We start from the raw sequence: 18729 nt of genomic DNA, 5'->3' as shown, positions 1-18729 counted from the left end.
GTGCCGTTAGAGTGTGAAACTATCTAAATCTTGGTTAGGTTCAAAATCACCAAGCCTTTCAAGCTCAGTATCTTGCTGCATTTGCTCGTGCCAACGCGCCTCGTCCCAAATTTCAAACTTATTCATCAAACCAACTAGCATGATTTTTTTGCCAAGAGATGCATGGGCACGTAATGATGGCGCAAGCAAAATTCGACCATTTTTATCAAGTTGATACTCTGTAGCGTTACCTAGTAACATACGTTGCATTCGACGGGCTCGTGGGTTCATATTGGAAATTTTAGCTAAACGGCTTTCTATTTCGAGCCACTCAGCCAACGGATATAACCATAAACACGGTTCATTTAATGCGACGGTACAAATAACTGTCCCCTGATCTTCAGACAATAGAGATTCTCGGTACTTTGTCGGTACCGCAAAACGCCCCTTATCATCCAAACTCAGTGAACTCGCGCCACGAAACATAAAAACCTACTTTGAAATTGTTTTATTCAATTTTTTGTTTATTTTATCCAATGAATTCCACTAAAAACCACTTTTTACCACAGTGCTCCAGTTTAGGGCTTGACAAGCCATTTTGTCAAGTAAGCTGACCAGCTTTAGTGAGTCCCAAAGCTAGAAAAAATAAGGGCTCAAGCGAAGCGTTTGAATTACGTGGGAAAAAGTGGGATTGAGGTGAAGAAAAATATCAGCATTACTTTTGTAACTTTCTATTTACATGCATTACTTACTGAATAACCAATGAACATTTACAATTTTTAAGGCATTATTATCCTCTTTGTAAAATTTACCTAGCCGTGTAGTAATAGTTACTGTTTATTTTAAAGCACTAATTATAAAAAACTAAAAATCAAAAATAAAAACCATAAAATTCAATCAGTTAAAACAAGCAACCAATTTGGTTTAATCATTGCATCATCTAAATCACTATTTAAATTTTTAACTTATTAAGGATTGATTATGGCTACTGCAACGAATACAAAACCAAACACAACTTCAGATGTTAAGCCTGACGTTAAACTAACAAATACTGAATCTCCGCTTACAGAGAAAGCAACATCAGTGGCGCACGATGCTGTAGATGCACTTTCTAGCAAGGCTGCAACAGCAGAAAGTAGCGTTCGAAAAGGGGCCTCTAGCTCAGCAGAAGCACTAAGCGAAAAACAACTTATTGCACGTGAAAAACTAAATGAGTGTACTGAAAAAACTCGTGCTTTTGCTTCTGAAAACCCATTAGCAACTGCGGGTATTGCTTTTGCTGCGGGTATGTTAATTACGTCACTACTTCGTCGTAAGTAATTAGTGATGAATAACCCACAAACAAAAGCAACCAAGGACGGTAATGCGCAAAACCAAACTACTGAGCAACATAGCCAAAAGGACGATTGGCAGGATCATGTTGCAATGCTTTTAGAGTATTCTAAGCAGCTCAAGGATGATTACCAAACTCAAGGAAAGATCACCCACCAGCTTGCTAAAGCTGAATGGCGGTTATCGCTTAGATCACTTGCATTGATCACTATATTTTTAGGATGCTTTGCCAGTGGTTTGGTTTTGTTGTGGGCAGGATTTCTAGGTGCTGTTGGATACGCTGTATACGATGTTTTTGGGTCGGTATGGCTAAGTATTGCAACAGCTACTTTGCTACAAGTTGCTTGTTTAATATGGCTTTGGAAAAATACAGTTTACTTAAGCAATAAAATTGGCTTTAGTAAAACACTTAAAAGTCTAAAGCAGCTATTTAACTTACAAGGAAATTAGTATGTTAGTTAACTACTTAATTAAAGCACCTAATGAAAACGTTTATGCTCTAAGTAAGCAAATGGATATGCGCAGTGAATTGAAACGCCAACATCATGCAGCGTTTCAATATAGACTAAAGCGTTTTGCTGCAACCAAAGTAGGGCTTTCAAGTGCCTTTATCGCAGGTGCAGCAGTACAAGCGGGTAAAAGCGAAACCAGCTTGGTAAGAAAATACGGCTGGCTAGTGAACCTAATAGCTTAAGCGCTATATTCGACCGTGATTAGATAAGTAATCAATACTTGGACCACTTGGCACAATTTGTGTTGGGTTGATCATTGTGTGACTAAAATAGTAATGACGCTTAATATGATAAAAATCAACTGTTTCAGCCACTCCATTAACTTGATACAACTCCCTAAGGTATCCACTTAATGCGGGATAGCTTTGAATTGTGCGTAAATTACATTTAAAATGGCCAACGTACACACTATCAAACCGAATGAGAGTGGTGAATAACCGCCAATCTGCCTCGGTGAGCCTATTGCCCGTTAAATAACGCTTCTTGCTCAGTATCCCCTCTACTTTATCGAGTGCTTTAAATAAATCGTTAAACGCCTCTTCGTACGCATCTTGAGTTGTTGCGAACCCCGTACGATAAACACCATTATTTATATTTGGATAAATCAACGCATTTAATTCATCAATTTTTGGTTGCAGCGTCTCAGGGTAATAGTCATCGTTATTACCTGTTAACTCATCAAACGCACTATTGAACATACGTATAATATCGGCAGACTCATTACTGACAATTTTATTTAGCTTTTTATCCCACAATACGGGGACGGTGACTCGCCCTGAATACTTTGGGTTATTTTTTGTGTACACTTGATACAAGTAGTTACTATTAAATAAAGCATCACCAGTACTGTGGTTTTGCGTATCAAAAGACCAACCAATATCAAGCATGTCAGGGCTTACAACCGAAATAGAGATTATATTTTCAAGCTGCTTCAATACTCTAAATATTAGCGCTCTGTGAGCCCATGGACATGCAAGTGATACATATAAATGATAGCGATTTGGCTGTGCTTTAAAACCCCCTTTTCCTGTGGTTCCTGCACTGCCATCGCTCGTTATCCAATTACGAAGCTGTGCATCTTCGCGTTTAAATTTTCCTTTATTTGAATGGGTGTCATACCATTTATCTTGCCATTGACCATCTACTAATAAACCCATTTCTTTCTCCCTAAATTTTGCCGAATCCATCATTTTGAAAATCACGAACAGCTTGTTTAATTTCATCTTGCGTGGTCATTACAAATGGCCCCATATGCGCTATTGGCTGATTCAATGGCTGCCCAGCAAGTATTAATACACCAGCGCCCTCTTTTGATTTTAAGCTTATGTCGCTATTGCGCTCTAAAATAATCAGCTTTCCTGTAGTAAAATCTTGCTCATCACTGGTACTTATTGAACCGCTGTGCACATAAATCATCACCTTTTGTTGTACTAATGGCGCTAACTGAATACTTTTTCCCGCAGGTATCTGTATATCAGCTAATGCAGCACTGGCGGCCAAGCTTTGTAAACTGGCATTTAATGATTGATCTGAAAATTGCCAATTCCCTGCAAGTGCTTTTAGCGTGACACCTTGCTCATTTGTAAAACTTGGCACAGGGTTTTTGGTGGTATCTTGATAACGTGGTTCACGCATTTTTTCATCGCTTGGCATGTTGATCCATATTTGGAATCCATGTAAGCCATCTATCTCATCGGCTAAAGGCATTTCACTGTGCATTACACCTTTGCCAGTACTCATCCACTGCACATCACCAGATCTTATGGCTTCTTTATTTCCCATTTGATCTTGGTGTTCAAACCCACCTTTTAAAATATAGGTGAATGTTTCAATGCCTCTATGCGGGTGTGCAGGAAAGCCGCCAATATAATCGTTTTTGTCATCCGATTTTAGTTCGTCAATCATCAAAAAAGGATCTAAATATTTGCCATCAAATCCTGGTATTCGACGAATATTCACACCATCACCATCTTGGGTTGCATATGCAGTTAAGACTTTAGATATTTTCATTTTAAGTTCACGATAAACAATATTAAGTGGCTTTTATTAAAGCATTCTATTAATGAAACAACTATGTCTTTAAATAGAGTTAAATATTCTATTTCTTAGAATAAAATCTTAATAACTTTCTTATTTATATATTCGGAACATTTAATTAAACACTTAATAAATACATACTTATTTATTAAGTACTTAAACTTTAGTTTTATTTGATACAACCCTATATATTGTATGGTTATTTTCAGGTTTTATGTCTACAATCATTTTTTAAGAAATTAAGATTTAGGAAAAACTATTTTTACTTCATCGCTTAAAAGCCAGCTTTACAGACTATTGATCCTACTTAGCATTCCTGGTGCAGCTGTTACTGTATTTACGCTTTGGTTTGGGCGTGATGCTGCTATTGAAAAAAGTGAGGAAAGAATAGTTAGCATAGCTAAGCAATTAACTTTACATCAGAAAAATATGATTGATGATGTAAAACGTTTAACTATATTTTTGGCTGGCAAAACGCCAAGCAATGAAGAACTACCAACCATCTGCCCAGACTATTTTTTTGAAATTAAAGCCCTTTACAGCAATATTGCAAATATAGGTATTGTTAACGCCGATGGTGAGCTGCAATGCGTAACAAATGGCCGCAGTAATAATATTAATATTAGTGATAGAACGTATTTTCAAAATGCGATTAGTAATCGAGACTTTTCTGTTGGATATTTTCAGTACGATAGAAGTATTCAAGCTCAAAGCGTGAATTTTGCATACCCGATAATTGATACTAATAATAAATTAAAAGGTACTTTAGTTACTGTAATTGCTTTGAACTGGTGGAATATTGCATTAAATGAAGCTGAATTTCCTAATAACGCTAAAGCCGTTATTGCCGATCCTAATGGCTTAATTATTGCCAATTACCCTAGTCGCCCGAGCAAACTAGGTAAAAAAATTACAGACACAGACTTGCTCCACAATAAAAGCTCCTTAACAGTGTTTAAAAATGCGCAAGGGGAAAACCAAATATTTCATCGTTCTGTTATTTATGAAGACGCACATGATAACAATTTAGATATATATATAGCCGTATCAGTAGAAGATTTTATAAACGAAGTAAATACCAATTTTATTAAAACGATTTTCGCTTTTTTAACCGCTATTGCTTTGCTCGTACTGCTTGCTAGGCGCCTTATTAAAATTAGTATATTTAATCCTATTGCCAACTTATCAAATGCCACTGATGAGCTTGCAAATGGCACAATGCCTAAATATATAAAAAAACCAAACAGTCCTGAATTACATGCCCTTTATAGTCGTTTTGAGGTAATGGCTCAAACTCGCCTATCTGCAGAAGCCAAGTTAAAAAATAAACACAATGAATTAATGAGTTTATTAAATGCTTTGCCCGATACTTATATGCGTATAAATGCACTTGGCGATGTTTTGTATATAGGTGGGCATGTCAGTTCTCTGCTCAGTGTAAATACGCAAGGCTCACTAAAATTAACTGAGGTATTGCCCAAAGAGAGCGCGCAGTTATTGCTTTCACATTTAAATGACTTAGATAACTCGCAAGCAATTGAGTTTAAATTAAGAGTGAGTACCAATGAGCACTTTTTTGAAGCCCGTATCAATGCGCTGGAAAGTAATAATGAATTTATTATCGTTTTGAGGGATATTAGTCAAAAAAGAATTAACGAAAAAGCGCTTCATTTAGCCTCTCTTGTGTATAGCAATAGTAGCGAAGGAATGGCTATCACTGATCCAAACGGTATTATTTATGATGTTAACCCTGCATTTTGCAAGACGACTCAATACAGTAAAGAAGAAGTCATAGGGAAAACTAGCCATATTTTATCATCCGGTGAGCACTCTAAAGACTTTTATCAACAAATGTGGGCAGAACTTAGAAGTACAGGCCGGTGGCAAGGCGAAATAATAAACCGTAAAAAGAACGGTGATATCTATACTGAATGGCTAAAAATAGATACCGTTTATGATGATAAAAACATACCCACTCGTCGGGTCGCTATTTTTACTGATCTAACAGATAAAAAACGAGCAGATGAAACTATATGGCGACAAACTCATTTTGATCACCTAACCGACCTGCCTAATCGTTTAGAGCTCAAAGAGCGTTTAAACCAGCGCTTTAAAGCTATTCAAAATGAAGATAATAACCTTGTTATTATGCTACTAGATATAGATCGCTTTAAAGATATTAACGACACGCTGGGCCATCATTATGGTGATAACCTGCTTAAATTGGTTTCCCAACGTATTGTGCACTCAGCCAAAAATGCAGAGTTTGTAGCTCGTATTGGCGGTGATGAATTTGTGATTGTTTTTAATCACATAAAAAGTAATCGCCATATAAACCAAATAGCGAGCAATATATTACAAAGCCTTTCATCTGGCCTTATGCTTGAAAACGAAGAAGTATTTATTAGTGCGAGTATGGGAATAGCCTGCGTACCTAGTGATGGGCAAAGCACCGAGCAGCTTTTAAAAGCCGCTGACCAAGCTATGTATAAAGCTAAAAGCAATGGCCGTAATGGCTTTGAGTTTTTCTCAGAAGACATGCGTATTCGTGCACAAGCCCGTATGCAATTATTAAAAGATTTACGAAGCGCAATAGACCTTCATCAGTTTGAGTTATTTTATCAACCTATCGTAGCCTTAAATGATTTACATATACACAAAGCCGAAGGACTAATACGTTGGCACCATCCTGTAAATGGTTTGGTCTCACCTGATTCTTTTATCCCATTAGCAGAGGAAACAAGGCAAATAAATGTATTAGGCCAATTTGTATTTTCTCAGGCTATTCAAACACTCACAGAAATAAAAACAGCAAGCGGTCAACCGTTCCAAATTAGCGTTAACGTATCTCCAATACAACTATCGACTGCCGATAGCGGAATTGATGATTGGTGCGATATGTTGGCCGCTGCAAAACTACCAGCATCGGCTATTGTTGCAGAAATTACCGAAGGCCTAATGGTAAACCCAGAAGCGCTTACGCAGAGTAGGTTAAAAACATTGGTTCAATCGGGTATGGAACTCGCACTTGATGACTTTGGCACGGGGTATTCATCGCTTGCCTACCTTCAAGAAATGGATACTGATTATCTAAAAATAGATAAACGTTTTGTAGATAATATTAAAGCAGGCAGCCAAGAACTGGCTTTGTGTGAAGCTATTATAGTGATGGCACATCAGCTTGGGCTTAAAGTGATTGCAGAAGGAATTGAAACGCCATTACAAATGGAGCTTTTATTAAAAGCGGGCTGTGACTATGGTCAAGGCTACTTGTTTGCCAAACCAATGCCTAAAAAAGAGTTTATGGCACTGCTAAGTAGCAATAAAGTGGTTATTTCTGACAATAAATAAGCTATTACGCAATAAAAATGTGCTGTGTGCGGTCAAGTTATTCAATCGATAGAGTCGTAATAGGATTTGAATATGGCAAAAGCAACACTAGAGCAATGGCGAATGTTTAAAGCGGTTGTGGATCATGGAGGGTTTGCAGGCGCAAGCGCAGCTGTACACAAAAGCCAATCAACAGTTCATCATGCTGTCCAAAAGCTAGAAGCAGCTTTGCAAATTAAGTTACTTGAGGTAAAAGGTCGTAAAGCCTTTTTAACTGATAGCGGTAAACTTATTTTACGCAGAGCTGAATTTCTAATAGAAGAAGCGACTAAAATAGAATCGGTAGCAAGTACACTAAGCGAAGGCGTGGAAAGCACATTAAAAATAGCCATTGATGAAGTGCTCCCACACGCTATTTTATATCAAGCACTTGCTAAAACGAGTGAGCTTTACCCTCTTTTAAAAATTGATATAGTAGAAAGCGTGTTAACCGGTGCAAACGAACTATTACATAACTCAGTGGTTGATTTAGCTATTTCGTCAATTCCTATCTATGGAATTAGTTGCACTACGTTATGCGATATAGAGTTTATAGCGGTTGCGCATAAAGACCATGTATTACACCAACATACTGAACAACTCAACTTTCGTGATTTAAAGCTACACCGGCAAATAGTAGTTCGCGACTCAGCAACCCATACCAGTCACAATGAAGGCTGGCTAGGTGCTGATATGCGCTGGACAGTAAGCCACTTACGCAACTCTATTGATATGGTTAGTCAAAATTTAGGTTATGCTTGGCTGCCAAAAACACAAATTGCACACTTAATTGAAGATCAAACCCTCGTCGCGCTTAATTTAGACCAAGGCACAACCCGTACTCTTAATTTATATTTAATGTGCAACGACAACGACAGGCTTGGTCCTGCAGCACAAGAATTTAAAGAGCAAATTACTGCACTTACTAATTTAGTTAATTAATCGGCAATTTATTCGTTTTTTACATCGAGGTGATCTGCTACATAGGCGCCTCGCTGCCCACGCTCTTTAGCTGGTCCTATCGTGCTGTCTTTACCTGTTTGCTGCTCAGTTGCAGCATTAATAACAGCACCTAACGTGATTATATAAGCGCTGATATACAACCACATCAGCATGATCACTACACCACCTAGTGAACCATAAGTTTCGTTGTAACTAGAAAAACGCGACACATAAAATGAAAAACCTATAGATGCCAAAATCCAAAGCACGGTAGCAATAGACGACCCCATTGTGATCCAACGCCATTTAGCAGGTTTACGATGTGGGGCATAACGATATAAAAGTACCAATGCAAAATTAAAGGTAAAAGCCAATAATGGCCAAGAAATGAGTTTAATTAATAAATCTATACTTTCTTTTAGTCCCACTAAATTAAGTACAATAGGTAAAATACCAATGATTAATAGCGCAAAAATTGCGACAACAATTGCTCCTACCGAAAATAAAAAACGTACTAATTGAGCCTGAAAAAATGAGCGTTTTTCATATTCACGATAACTAATATTACATGCAGTAATAAGTGCTTGGCTGCCCTTTGAGCTACTCCAAATAGTAAGTATAAGTGTACCAATTGCACTTAAGCTCAAGCTTGCACTTGATGTTTTAGCAAGGCTAGAAACCTGAGATAAAATCAGTTCGCTGGTGCTTGGTGGAAGCAAAGTAACTATTTTACTTAAGTGCTCACTAATATCTGTTGGGGATGAAAAGTACGCATACACTGATACCATCGCCGCAATAGCAGGAAAAATAGCAAGTAATGCATAAAATGCCACACCGGCCGCCACTATAGATAAGTTATCTTCAGTCGTTTGCTTAAAAATACGTTTAACAATATCCCACCAACCTATAAAAGGGATATGTGCAGGCTGCTCTGCTTGCTGTCCTCGTTTAGCTTTTTTCATTCTAAATCTCAATATTTGTATTACTTTACTACAGCAAAATGTTTGCCAAGTTAAATAAAGCATTTGGTACTAAACTTGCTATTGCCTAGTATTAATGATTATAAAACCCAAACACGGACGACAAGCCATGCCTAGTAGCCACTCAAACAATATAGCTTTGGACAATACGCTTCCCAGCCCACAAAGTTTTCAAGCCGACGTGTTTACGTGGCAGTTTTTTCATGAACAGATTGTGCAATTACTTCATGCAACAGCGCAAATATTACCCACTCTATTACTCGGTATAATACTTTTAGCATTAAGTTATTTAATTGCAGGGCCGCTTTCTCGACTGCTTATAAAGCCCATTGACTACATGACCGACAGTAAACTAGTTCATTTAGTTGTAAGGCGCAGTATAAGCACCTTAATTGTTTTATTTGGCGTGTACTTATTTCTACGTTTGGCGGGGCTTACCGAATTCGCAGTTGCGGTAATGAGTGGTACCGGGCTAATTGGTTTAATACTGGGCTTTGCTTTTAGAGACATAGCCGAAAACTTTATTGCCAGTTTATTACTGAGCATACAAAGACCTTTTAAAATCGACGATGTAATTGAAGTCGACAATCGTTTAGGTATTGTCAAAAAAGTAACTGCAAGAGCAACAACCCTTGTAGATTACGATGGCAATCATATTCAAATACCTAATGCCACCGTGTATAAAAATACCATTAAAAACCTTACTGCCAACCCAAAAATGCGCGCTAAAGTAGAAATTGGCATTGGCTACGATAACGATATACGCAGCGCACAAACTCTCGCGCTCGATATTGCCAATCAACAAAATGCAGTCCTTAGCGACCCTCCCGCGCAAGTTTTAATAAAAAACTTAGGCTCATCTACTATCAACTTTATTTTGTATTTTTGGGTTAATAGTGAGCAGCACAGTCCATTAAAAGTAGCCTCGCAACTTATGCGAGAGCTAGTCAATGAGTTCACAAAACAAAACATCAGCATGCCTGATGACGCACGAGAAAGAATTATACTCTCCGACCCTAGTGAAAATGTTTCAAGCTTAGAGGAAAAGCAACCACCGCAAATAAAAAATGAAACTGTTGAGCAAACTATAACGCTTGATGATGTAAGCAGTGATACAAATGAAATACGTGAACAAGCAGAACAGTCACGCGATCCAGAGCAAGGTAAAAATATTATTTAATGTCTTTGGGCTAACGTTTAATTAACCCAAAGAGTTTCGGTTAGGCCAATTCGTATTATCATGCCCTTAGGAAATAACGATTTAGCTTCCCCATTACATATATTACGAATTGGCTTTATCTAATTTTTAATTACGACTAGCAGACTTGCCTAATGTAAAAGCCGTTATTAAACCCATTAACAGCGCAGCGGCAACGCCAATGAATACGCCCCCTATTGCACCGTACACTGCAATAAAAAACATCACCGCGATGATAAACACACACAGGCTTAAACAGCGACTTACAGTGTTGGCCTTTCTTAGTAATAGGCTACTAATTAGCAATAAAATACACGCAACAGCTAAGTAAAATGTAGTCATACAGGCTCCTGTTTAAGTACGGTTTGATGTTTTAACTCAAAGCGATTTGCCACAATACGTTGACTGAGATATATAACTCCTGCTCCAAGAATTAAAAAGCTAATATCAACCACCGTCACTAATAAATTATCAGCCATAAATGCATGACTTTCTGACAACAAAAGGTTTAAAGGTAAAACCGTAATACACGCAAGACCGGTTATAACTAAAGTCATCTGTAAGTAGCGATGATAATTGAGTGGAAAAATAGCGAGTAAACACCAAGCTAACCACGAATAAAAGAATAGAGGCCCAAAATAGGCATTATGAAATTGCGCCGCAACAAAATGATTTAATAACACTTGAGCCGGGAACAAAATAGCGGTTGCAAGCACTAACCCGCCACAACTTCCAATAATAACCCGATTCCACGCTTGATAAGCGCTTTGTGATAACGTGGGATTACTGCCACGGCTGCGCTTAGCTAACCACATCATCATGCCCGACAAAGGTAGTAATGCTGTTGTTAATCCAAGTAAAGACCAAATTATTTTCACGAATACACCAGCAAAATTGCCAAAGTGTAAAGGGAACAAAAGTGATAGCACTTTAATCGCAGGGCCAGGAATATCACCAAAACTGCTCATTGTTTTGCTAAACTCACCCGAGCCATGATATTGCAAAAGCTGAGAGGCCACCGCATCGCCACCAATTAAACGCAAATACACCTCTGCGTTTTGGTCATTGTGCGCCATGATAGTTAAATCAACCACCTTTGCTTTAGGGTAACGCGTTTTAGCATCTACTAAAATAGAGTTAATATCAGTCATTTGGTATTGCTGAGAAATAACAGGCTCGGGCATAGCTGTAAATTTTTTAACCAGTTTATCTTGGTCGCCACCAAAACTAACAAATGCAGCAGCAGGCAATAGTATAACTGTCGCGAGCCCTAAAAATGCGCCCGTAAAACCTATAACGCCATGAAACAAACTCCCCCAAATGCCCATAATTTTATGGGCATCATTAACCACAACATCCAGGTCTTTATTACGTCTAAACGTAAATAGCTCCTTTATTAGTTGGCGATGTATAAAAAGCCCAGTAATAGTAGATACCAGTAATGTAAGACCTAAAAATCCTGTTAAAATCAAACCAATAGGCCGGCCTAAATGTAAATCAGCATGAAAATGCCCAATAAACGATGGCGCATCCGTTTTACGATTCTCATAAAAATAATCAGCGGCTCCATAATATTGGTTAACTAGCTCAAAATTACGCGGATCAAACTGATAAACATACGCAGCCTCCTCATCATAGTTTTCATCACCTTCATGCGATTCAAATAAAATAGTCAATAAATGCGTGTTATGCCCTGAGGGTAAATACACATGTATATTTTTACCAAACGAAGGCGGTACTTGCTGATGATACTGATTAATAAGCGCTGTTACTTTTTCACTAGGCAATGCACTTAATTGATGTAGCTCTGGGTTCGCCCAAATTTTTAGCTCCGGGCGGCTAAGCACAGCAATTGCACCACTAAAACATACAATAAAAAGTAAAATCCCGGTAACAACGCCTACCCAGCTATGCAGTAAAAATAGCTTTTTTAACGAAATAGACTTCATCCTTGCGCTCCTGATAATGCAAAAAAGCTTAAACCCGCATGGCTTGCAATAATTGCCAGCATAAGCACAAAAGGTACCCATGCTTTTTCAGCCATGTAGGCATATATAAATAACCCCGCCCAAATAAGCGGAAATAACATAATGGGTATTAATATTTGCTGCTCCATCGCAAATGGCAAATAAGTAGTCATGCCGGGGATCATAACCACTGCGGTTATTAATGCCAGCACACAAGCCATTAAATGGCGCCGCTTAGAGGCTGAGAAAGTGCGTTTTATATTCATTATAGCTCCTAAAGTGGCTACTCAATGAGCAACCATTTTTTACATTAAAACTTAGCTTCAAACCGAACGCTTGCAGTACGTGGATCACCAAGTGTTTGATTACCAAAACCAGCCGGGGCTAACGCGATATACTCAGCATCTAATACATTATCTACTAACGCGTATACACCATAATTACTCCATTCGTAACCAACACGTGTATTAACTAACCAGTACGCGTCATTTCGAGGGTCATTACTCGTAGCAAGACGCTGCGAGCTGCCTGTGTAACTAGCATTTATATTTGCTATAAACCCAGCGTCATTTGCATAATCAAAACCAAACAAAGCGGTCCATTCTGGCGCGCCTGCAAACGAAAGGCCGCTGTAGTCTTGCTCCTCACCATTAAAACTGGCGCTAAACTCATCAAATTCTGTTTTTGAATAACCAATACCACCGTACACATTTATTGTTGGTGATAAATCATAACTAATTTCAGTTTCAAACCCTTGAACATGCGACTCACCTACATTGCGCGTTTCACGATCATACTGGTTCCCTGATAAATAAACGGATACCTGCTGATCGGTCCAATCTAGATAAAATATATTTGTATTTAAAACTAATGAATCATCAAGCCAAACAGAGCGTAATGCTAACTCATAGTTCCATGTATATTCAGGGTCAAACGTAAACGCAGTTGCTTGGGCAACATTGGTACCTACGCCACCTGAGCGATACCCTTTTTGAACAGTAAAGCTACTCGACACATCATCGTTAAAACGGTACGTTACGCCCAGCTTCGGCAACCAAGCAGAAAAAGACGCATCCTCAACAGGTTCGTCACCTGAAGCACCATCAGCCATAGCGTACAACTGTTGATTAATACCTGTAATTAACTGCGCTAGTACAGGATTTGTAGCAAAATCACTTGGATTAGGTAAAGCATTTTTGGTTTCATCGGTAATATAAACGTCAGCAATCGTCCCGTTTGATTGCTCTTCCTTATCGTAACGAACACCAGCAAAAACATCCCACGCATCGTTTATTTCATACGTAAAATCAGCAAATAATGCTTTTGTTTTTACTTTTTGTGTAAAGTCAGAAGACTGGCCAATAAAAACGGGATCAGCACCTACATAAAATTGCAGTACCTGATCAGCCAACGCACTCGGTAGCCCCAAACCACCAAACTCAGCAGGCGCAGTTAATAACGTACGCACACCAAGCTGTTCAAATGTAATACCTCGTTCACCCGTACTGCTATCAAACACATCTAAATCAGAGTAATAAGCACCTATTAAACCTGTTAACTTATCGCCTTCATAAGTAAAGCGAAGCTCTTGAGTCGTCGTTTCATCTGTACGTGTATCAGTTAATACCGATTGCGGTAGAAGTAAGCTTGCATCTCCGTCCCATTCATAACTGTATTGAGCATCTGAGTAAGTCGTAATTGAAGAGAAAGACCACTCATCTGAGATATCGTAATTAAGATTTAAAATATATAAATCAGTATCTGTTGTTTCAAATGTTGGCGAGTCTAAATACACGTAGCGGTCATCGTAAATGTTATTAATAGGAAATGCCGCATCACCACTTTGCTGCGCGACCCAAGGAACGCCTTTGTCGTTTTCACTGTGCATAAAGCTCAGTTGTGCTTCAAATTCAGGCAATGCAGAAGGTGTATAACGAAGCTTAGCGCGATAAAATTCATTATTATCATGGTCTGACTCTTTACCCGTACCAACATTGGTATTGTAGCCATCAAAGTCACGCTTTTCAGCGCTCACACGAAATGCAAGCTCATCCTCGATTAACCCACCACCAAAGGCAACTGCCGCTTCCTTTCTACCGTATTCCCCCATACCAACACGCGCTTTAAAATCATATTCTTGCACTGCATCACGGGTTTTCATTACCACGGCACCGGCCAGTGAGTTACGCCCTTGTAATGTAGATTGCGGGCCACGTAAAATTTCAACCTGACCAATATCCCACGTTGAAAATGCACCTTGTTGCATCATACGAAACGGTGTAGGCGCACCATCAACATAAACACTAGCAAGACCACCAGAGCCGCCATCAGTAACGCCAAAAGCATCAATACCACGAATATTAAAACCCGAACCATCAGTGCCAGAAGTATTAGGCGTACGTGCTAATACATCAAAAAAGTCGTTTAAGTTTTCATTTTCAATAGTTTGGCTCGTTAAAACCGCCACACTTGCTGGCGTATCTTGTAAAGTACGGTCTATTTTTTGACCTTTCACCATTATTTTTTCTATTTTTTTAATGTCATCAGCATGCGCCATGCTACTAAATGCCAAACCTGAAAAAGCGAACGAAATAGCACACGCTAATAACGATTTCGATGGATAAAAACCCATAAAACTAAACTCCACATTAATAATTATAAATGATAACTATTTTTATTATATTCCCTTTTTCGTCGACAAGAAATATATAATTAACATAGGTAACTAAATGAGGAGTTCTCATTCATGTAAAGTAAATGCGCAAATGAGACGTTAAAAAGCAGAATTTAGCAATAAAATTTAAAGAAAAATGAGAACAAAACTGGACTTTTCATAGTTTGCTTTTAAGTGAAATGCGTATATCGGAGCAGATAAATTTACGACGGAAAACATAACGAAAAATAGTAACGTTCTTTTCGTAGTATGAGGTATTAGGGGAGTTTAATATGTCTCATTAAGTTACCTATGTGTAAGTAACGCATTGAGTTCATTTAGCACGCTTTTGAATTTTGAAAAGGGGACCGACAGGTCAAATCTTGACTTCATACATCATAATTTATCACAGCCCGATTATTACTCTTTATTGAAATTCTAACGAGTACAATAAGCCGGTACTTAAAAACTAATAACTTCCTCTAAAATTTAAACACAAAAAAGCCCGCAGCGTTAACTGCGGGCTTTTTATTGAATGAGTGAGTCAGCCGGTAAGCCGGGTTTTGTCCTTTCCGAAGAAAGTGATAATCATTCGTCTAGGCCATAAATCGCTCTATGGCTCAAGCAACCTACCCGGTTCTGACGTGGGCCACGCGTTCATTATTTAAAATGATAGAACCCTATTTGGTCTTGCTCCGAGTGGAGTTTACCTTGCAACCGACTATTACTAGCGGCCCGGTGCGCTCTTACCGCACCCTTTCACCCTTACCAACCGAGGTTGGCGGTCTCCTCTCTGCTGCACTTGTCGTGGGCTCACGCCCCCCAGCCGTTAGCTGGCACTCTGCCCTGTGGAGCCCGGACTTTCCTCCCCCTGATCATTTTCGTCACAGGCAGCGATTATCTTGGCTGACTCGGCGCGCAGTATACATGAGGCGAATACCAAGCGCAGTAAAATTTACTCTTTTTCTTCAATAATTGTTTTGTATAAAGCATTTTTCTTCATACCAAAGTATTCGGCTACAACGCCACAGGCTTTTTTCATTGGCATTTCACTTTCAAGAAGTGCCAGCATTTTGCGCGCCTCAGGCGGTATACCGTCTACTAACTTTGGTTTACCCGGCAACATTAATACAATCTCACCGCGTTGCTTAGTAGGGTCATCTGTTAAAAACTGCTTTAACTCGCTTACGCTACCATTAAAAAAGGTTTCAAAGGTTTTAGTTAGCTCTTTAGCAAACACCACTTGTTGCTCATCACCTAGCGCCTGCGCTAAATCATCAAGGCTTGCCATAATGCGGTGCGTACTTTCGTACATTATGCTGGTAATACCTGAATTAACCGCTTCAATGAAAAAGTCTTGCCTTGCTTTGCTTTTAGCAGGTGTAAAACCAATAAACTGAAAGCGGTCGGTTGGTAAGCCTGAACAACATACGGCTGTAATTGCAGCACATGCACCGGGTACAGGTGTAACATGAGCACCTTGTTCGCGGCATAAATTTACAACAGCGTAGCCTGGATCACTAATTAGAGGTGTACCGGCGTCAGATACTAACGCAATATTTAAACCTTGATTAAGTTGATCAATAATTTGTTGTGCTTTTTGCTTTTCGTTGTGGTCGTGTAATGCAAACGTTTTTGCCTTAATTCCAAAGTGGCTAAGTAGCTTGCCGGTATGGCGAGTGTCTTCAGCAGCTATTAAGTCAACTTGCGATAATGTCGCGATGGCACGGTGACTTAAGTCGTCATAATTGCCAATTGGGGTGGCAACAATGTAAAGAGTGCCAATTTTCTGTGAATTCTCCTCATTTAACATTGAGGTCTCCTGCGTCAGTCAGTAATATAAGCAAATCGCGTTAACGTATTGGGAAATCATTTGTGCGACTTAAACTAGTTAGTCTATTAATTATATTGTCAGGGTTATCGGCGTGTAGCACAACCGAAAAACCAACTAAAAACAGCGATAACGTAAGTAACCGCACTAATGCACTGCAAAATCAGGCTAACAGTGCGCAATCTATCTACCAATTGGCGCAAAACCGCCAAGGTGCCGATAAAATACAGTTATTGTATAGCGCCCGAGATGCTGCAATTAGTGAGCAAAACTGGCCTTTGTTAGAGAAAATCGGTAATGAGCTTGAACACACCGCTAGTGTTGATCAAATTCAAAATCGTCTTTATATTGCATTTGCACAAAAACAACAAAATAAGAATGATCAAGCTTTAGTAATTTTGCAATCACTAGATGGACAACTTACCCAACCTGAACATTTTGCTTGGCACCAGTTTTTAACCGCCAGTATTTACGCATCGCAAAATTTTCCAAAAAAAGCTGCCCCCTATTTCTTTAGAGCCTCTGAAACAGCAACAAAGAACAATATAGAAATCCCTCAGCTCAATCAAAATTTGTGGGATAACTTAAAACAGCTCTCTTCATATGCGCTTGAGCGTTTTAACCGTGGTTCGGTTATTCAGCAAGGCTGGGTAAACCTTGGTCTATACTATCAAGTATATGCAACTAGTGGCGTCGAGTTAGATCAAGCGATCAACAATTGGCGCAGACGCTATATTGGGCATCCAGCTTTTACTGTATTACCCAAAAAAGATGAAATGCTTACTGAGCTCGCTCCTATCAATATAGAGCGTTTAGTTGTGCTATTGCCACAATCAGGCCCTAACGAACGTTTAGGTGATGCGCTTAAAGCAGGTGTATTGGCTGCGCTCGATACGCAAAATATCAACGACACTATTTTTATTGATGAAAACTTAAGTACAGAAGAAATCGCAACACAACTTGAAGAAATAAAGCCTGACTTTGTAATTGGTCCCCTACTCAAAGCAAACATTGATAAACTAGCCAGTGCACAAACTCTTATTGATACTCCGGCATTACATTTAAACACCTTTGATGGTGAACGCATTTCGCTTCAGCATTATTACTTTGCACTAAACCCCGAGCACGAAGTACAACAAGCTCTGGAACACTTTTTAACTAAGGGCTATCAAAAACCAATGCTACTTGCGCCAAATAATGCAAATGGCCAACGTTTAGTTGATTACTTTAACTTGCAATGGCAACGCTATAGCGAAACCAAGCCGCAAATAGGTTTTTATAATGATAAAAAAGATATGCCTAATACAATTACCAGCTTGCTAGAAGTTGATAAATCAAAAGATCGAATAAAAACGGTTAAAGCATTATTTAAGCAAGAAGTAGAAAACGAAACACGCTCACGTAGCGATATTGATGTTATTTATATTTTAGGTGATGCAATAGAAACTCGTTTAATAAAACCCTACCTTGATGTAAATGTGAGTACCTTTGCAAAGCGAATACCTCTTTATGCGAGCTCAAAAAGTCACAGCAAACAGATAGACCGCACAGATAAAGGTGATTTAGATGGTCTATACTTTACCGAATTACCGTGGATGCTCGACTCTCAGGTAAAACAACATAGTTTACGTGAGCAATACAATTCATTGTGGCCAGAGCAAATAGATATTAGCCAACGCTTATTTGCAATGGCATATGATGCGGTATCTATATTACCTGACATTAGGAAGTTAAGCGTAATGCCAGGTAATCAATACAATGGTCTAAGCGGTAAATTATCAGTTAATACTAGCGGCCATATAGAGCGTATGCTCGACTGGGCTCAATACACAAATCGTCGTATTAAATCGGTGCAATTAAAAACACAGCGCCCTGTACCGTTATTTATGCAATCAGCAGGGGATATACAAACTTTACATTAATTAAGGG

General features: G+C 38.9%; 16 protein-coding genes and 1 other RNA gene. 7 read left to right on the top strand and 10 right to left on the bottom strand.

Annotated features, from left to right (window positions below; all coding sequences use genetic code 11):
* Nucleotides 1–6: 6 nt before the first annotated feature.
* Complete coding sequence (gene mraZ, locus V6260_RS04600) at nt 7–465, bottom strand: division/cell wall cluster transcriptional repressor MraZ (protein ID WP_341592895.1); 459 nt, start codon at nt 463–465, stop codon at nt 7–9.
* A 495-nt stretch (nt 466–960) separates the two neighbouring features.
* On the opposite strand from mraZ, the gene V6260_RS04595 reads away from it, so the two are divergent.
* The 3 genes from V6260_RS04595 to V6260_RS04585 are packed head-to-tail and all read left to right on the top strand — an operon-like array spanning nt 961 to nt 2005.
* On the top strand, nt 961–1299 hold the full coding sequence (locus tag V6260_RS04595) for a DUF883 C-terminal domain-containing protein (protein ID WP_341592894.1): 339 nt from the start codon (nt 961–963) through the stop codon (nt 1297–1299).
* Nucleotides 1300–1305: 6 nt separating this feature from the next.
* Nucleotides 1306–1761, top strand: coding sequence for a hypothetical protein (locus V6260_RS04590; protein WP_341592893.1), 456 nt, complete (start codon nt 1306–1308; stop codon nt 1759–1761).
* Nucleotide 1762: 1 nt separating this feature from the next.
* Nucleotides 1763–2005 carry a hypothetical protein gene (locus V6260_RS04585; RefSeq protein ID WP_341592892.1) on the top strand — a complete coding sequence of 81 codons (243 nt, stop codon included), beginning with the start codon at nt 1763–1765 and terminating at the stop codon, nt 2003–2005.
* 3 nt (nt 2006–2008) lie between these two features.
* On the opposite strand, the gene V6260_RS04580 is transcribed toward V6260_RS04585, so the two are convergent.
* Complete coding sequence (locus V6260_RS04580; RefSeq protein ID WP_341592891.1) at nt 2009–2980, bottom strand: glutathione S-transferase family protein; 972 nt, start codon at nt 2978–2980, stop codon at nt 2009–2011.
* A 10-nt stretch (nt 2981–2990) separates the two neighbouring features.
* Nucleotides 2991–3833: a pirin family protein gene (locus V6260_RS04575; protein ID WP_341592890.1), complete on the bottom strand. Its 843-nt coding sequence runs from the start codon at nt 3831–3833 to the stop codon at nt 2991–2993.
* A gap of 327 nt (nt 3834–4160) precedes the next feature.
* Here V6260_RS04575 and V6260_RS04570 point away from each other — a divergent pair, with 327 nt between their 5' ends.
* Entirely contained in the window at nt 4161–7211 is a 3051-nt protein-coding gene (locus tag V6260_RS04570) for a bifunctional diguanylate cyclase/phosphodiesterase (protein WP_341593071.1), read from the top strand.
* A gap of 72 nt (nt 7212–7283) precedes the next feature.
* Entirely contained in the window at nt 7284–8171 is an 888-nt protein-coding gene (locus tag V6260_RS04565) for a LysR family transcriptional regulator (protein WP_341592889.1), read from the top strand.
* 8 nt (nt 8172–8179) lie between these two features.
* On the opposite strand, the gene V6260_RS04560 is transcribed toward V6260_RS04565, so the two are convergent.
* Nucleotides 8180–9133, bottom strand: a complete 954-nt coding sequence (locus V6260_RS04560; protein WP_341592888.1) for a YihY/virulence factor BrkB family protein — start codon at nt 9131–9133, stop codon at nt 8180–8182.
* Nucleotides 9134–9260: 127 nt separating this feature from the next.
* Here V6260_RS04560 and V6260_RS04555 point away from each other — a divergent pair, with 127 nt between their 5' ends.
* A complete protein-coding gene (locus V6260_RS04555; protein ID WP_341592887.1) occupies nt 9261–10331 on the top strand; it encodes a mechanosensitive ion channel family protein in 1071 nt (356 codons plus the stop codon).
* A 126-nt stretch (nt 10332–10457) separates the two neighbouring features.
* On the opposite strand, the gene V6260_RS04550 is transcribed toward V6260_RS04555, so the two are convergent.
* The 6 genes from V6260_RS04550 to rsmI form a co-directional block, all read right to left on the bottom strand.
* Nucleotides 10458–10691 (bottom strand): hypothetical protein, encoded by a 234-nt coding sequence (locus V6260_RS04550; RefSeq protein WP_341592886.1) that lies wholly within the window; start codon nt 10689–10691, stop codon nt 10458–10460.
* Nucleotides 10688–12298 (bottom strand): PepSY-associated TM helix domain-containing protein, encoded by a 1611-nt coding sequence (locus V6260_RS04545; protein WP_341592885.1) that lies wholly within the window; start codon nt 12296–12298, stop codon nt 10688–10690. The genes V6260_RS04550 and V6260_RS04545 overlap by 4 nt, the downstream gene beginning before the upstream one ends.
* Complete coding sequence (locus V6260_RS04540; RefSeq protein WP_341592884.1) at nt 12295–12582, bottom strand: hypothetical protein; 288 nt, start codon at nt 12580–12582, stop codon at nt 12295–12297. The genes V6260_RS04545 and V6260_RS04540 overlap by 4 nt, the downstream gene beginning before the upstream one ends.
* Nucleotides 12583–12626: 44 nt before the next feature.
* Nucleotides 12627–14948, bottom strand: a complete 2322-nt coding sequence (locus V6260_RS04535) for a TonB-dependent receptor (protein ID WP_341592883.1) — start codon at nt 14946–14948, stop codon at nt 12627–12629.
* Nucleotides 14949–15505: 557 nt separating this feature from the next.
* Nucleotides 15506–15883, bottom strand: an RNA gene (gene rnpB / locus V6260_RS04530) — RNase P RNA component class A.
* A 41-nt stretch (nt 15884–15924) separates the two neighbouring features.
* On the bottom strand, nt 15925–16782 hold the full coding sequence (gene rsmI, locus V6260_RS04525; RefSeq protein ID WP_341592882.1) for a 16S rRNA (cytidine(1402)-2'-O)-methyltransferase: 858 nt from the start codon (nt 16780–16782) through the stop codon (nt 15925–15927).
* Between the two features lie 62 nt (nt 16783–16844).
* Between rsmI and V6260_RS04520 the strand changes: the two genes are divergently transcribed.
* Nucleotides 16845–18722 (top strand): penicillin-binding protein activator, encoded by a 1878-nt coding sequence (locus tag V6260_RS04520; RefSeq protein ID WP_341592881.1) that lies wholly within the window; start codon nt 16845–16847, stop codon nt 18720–18722.
* Nucleotides 18723–18729 lie beyond the last annotated feature (7 nt).

It is taken from the genome of Pseudoalteromonas aliena (assembly GCF_038155085.1).
Lineage (GTDB): Bacteria > Pseudomonadota > Gammaproteobacteria > Enterobacterales > Alteromonadaceae > Pseudoalteromonas > Pseudoalteromonas aliena_A.
This window is presented reverse-complemented; position numbering and strand designations above follow the sequence as displayed.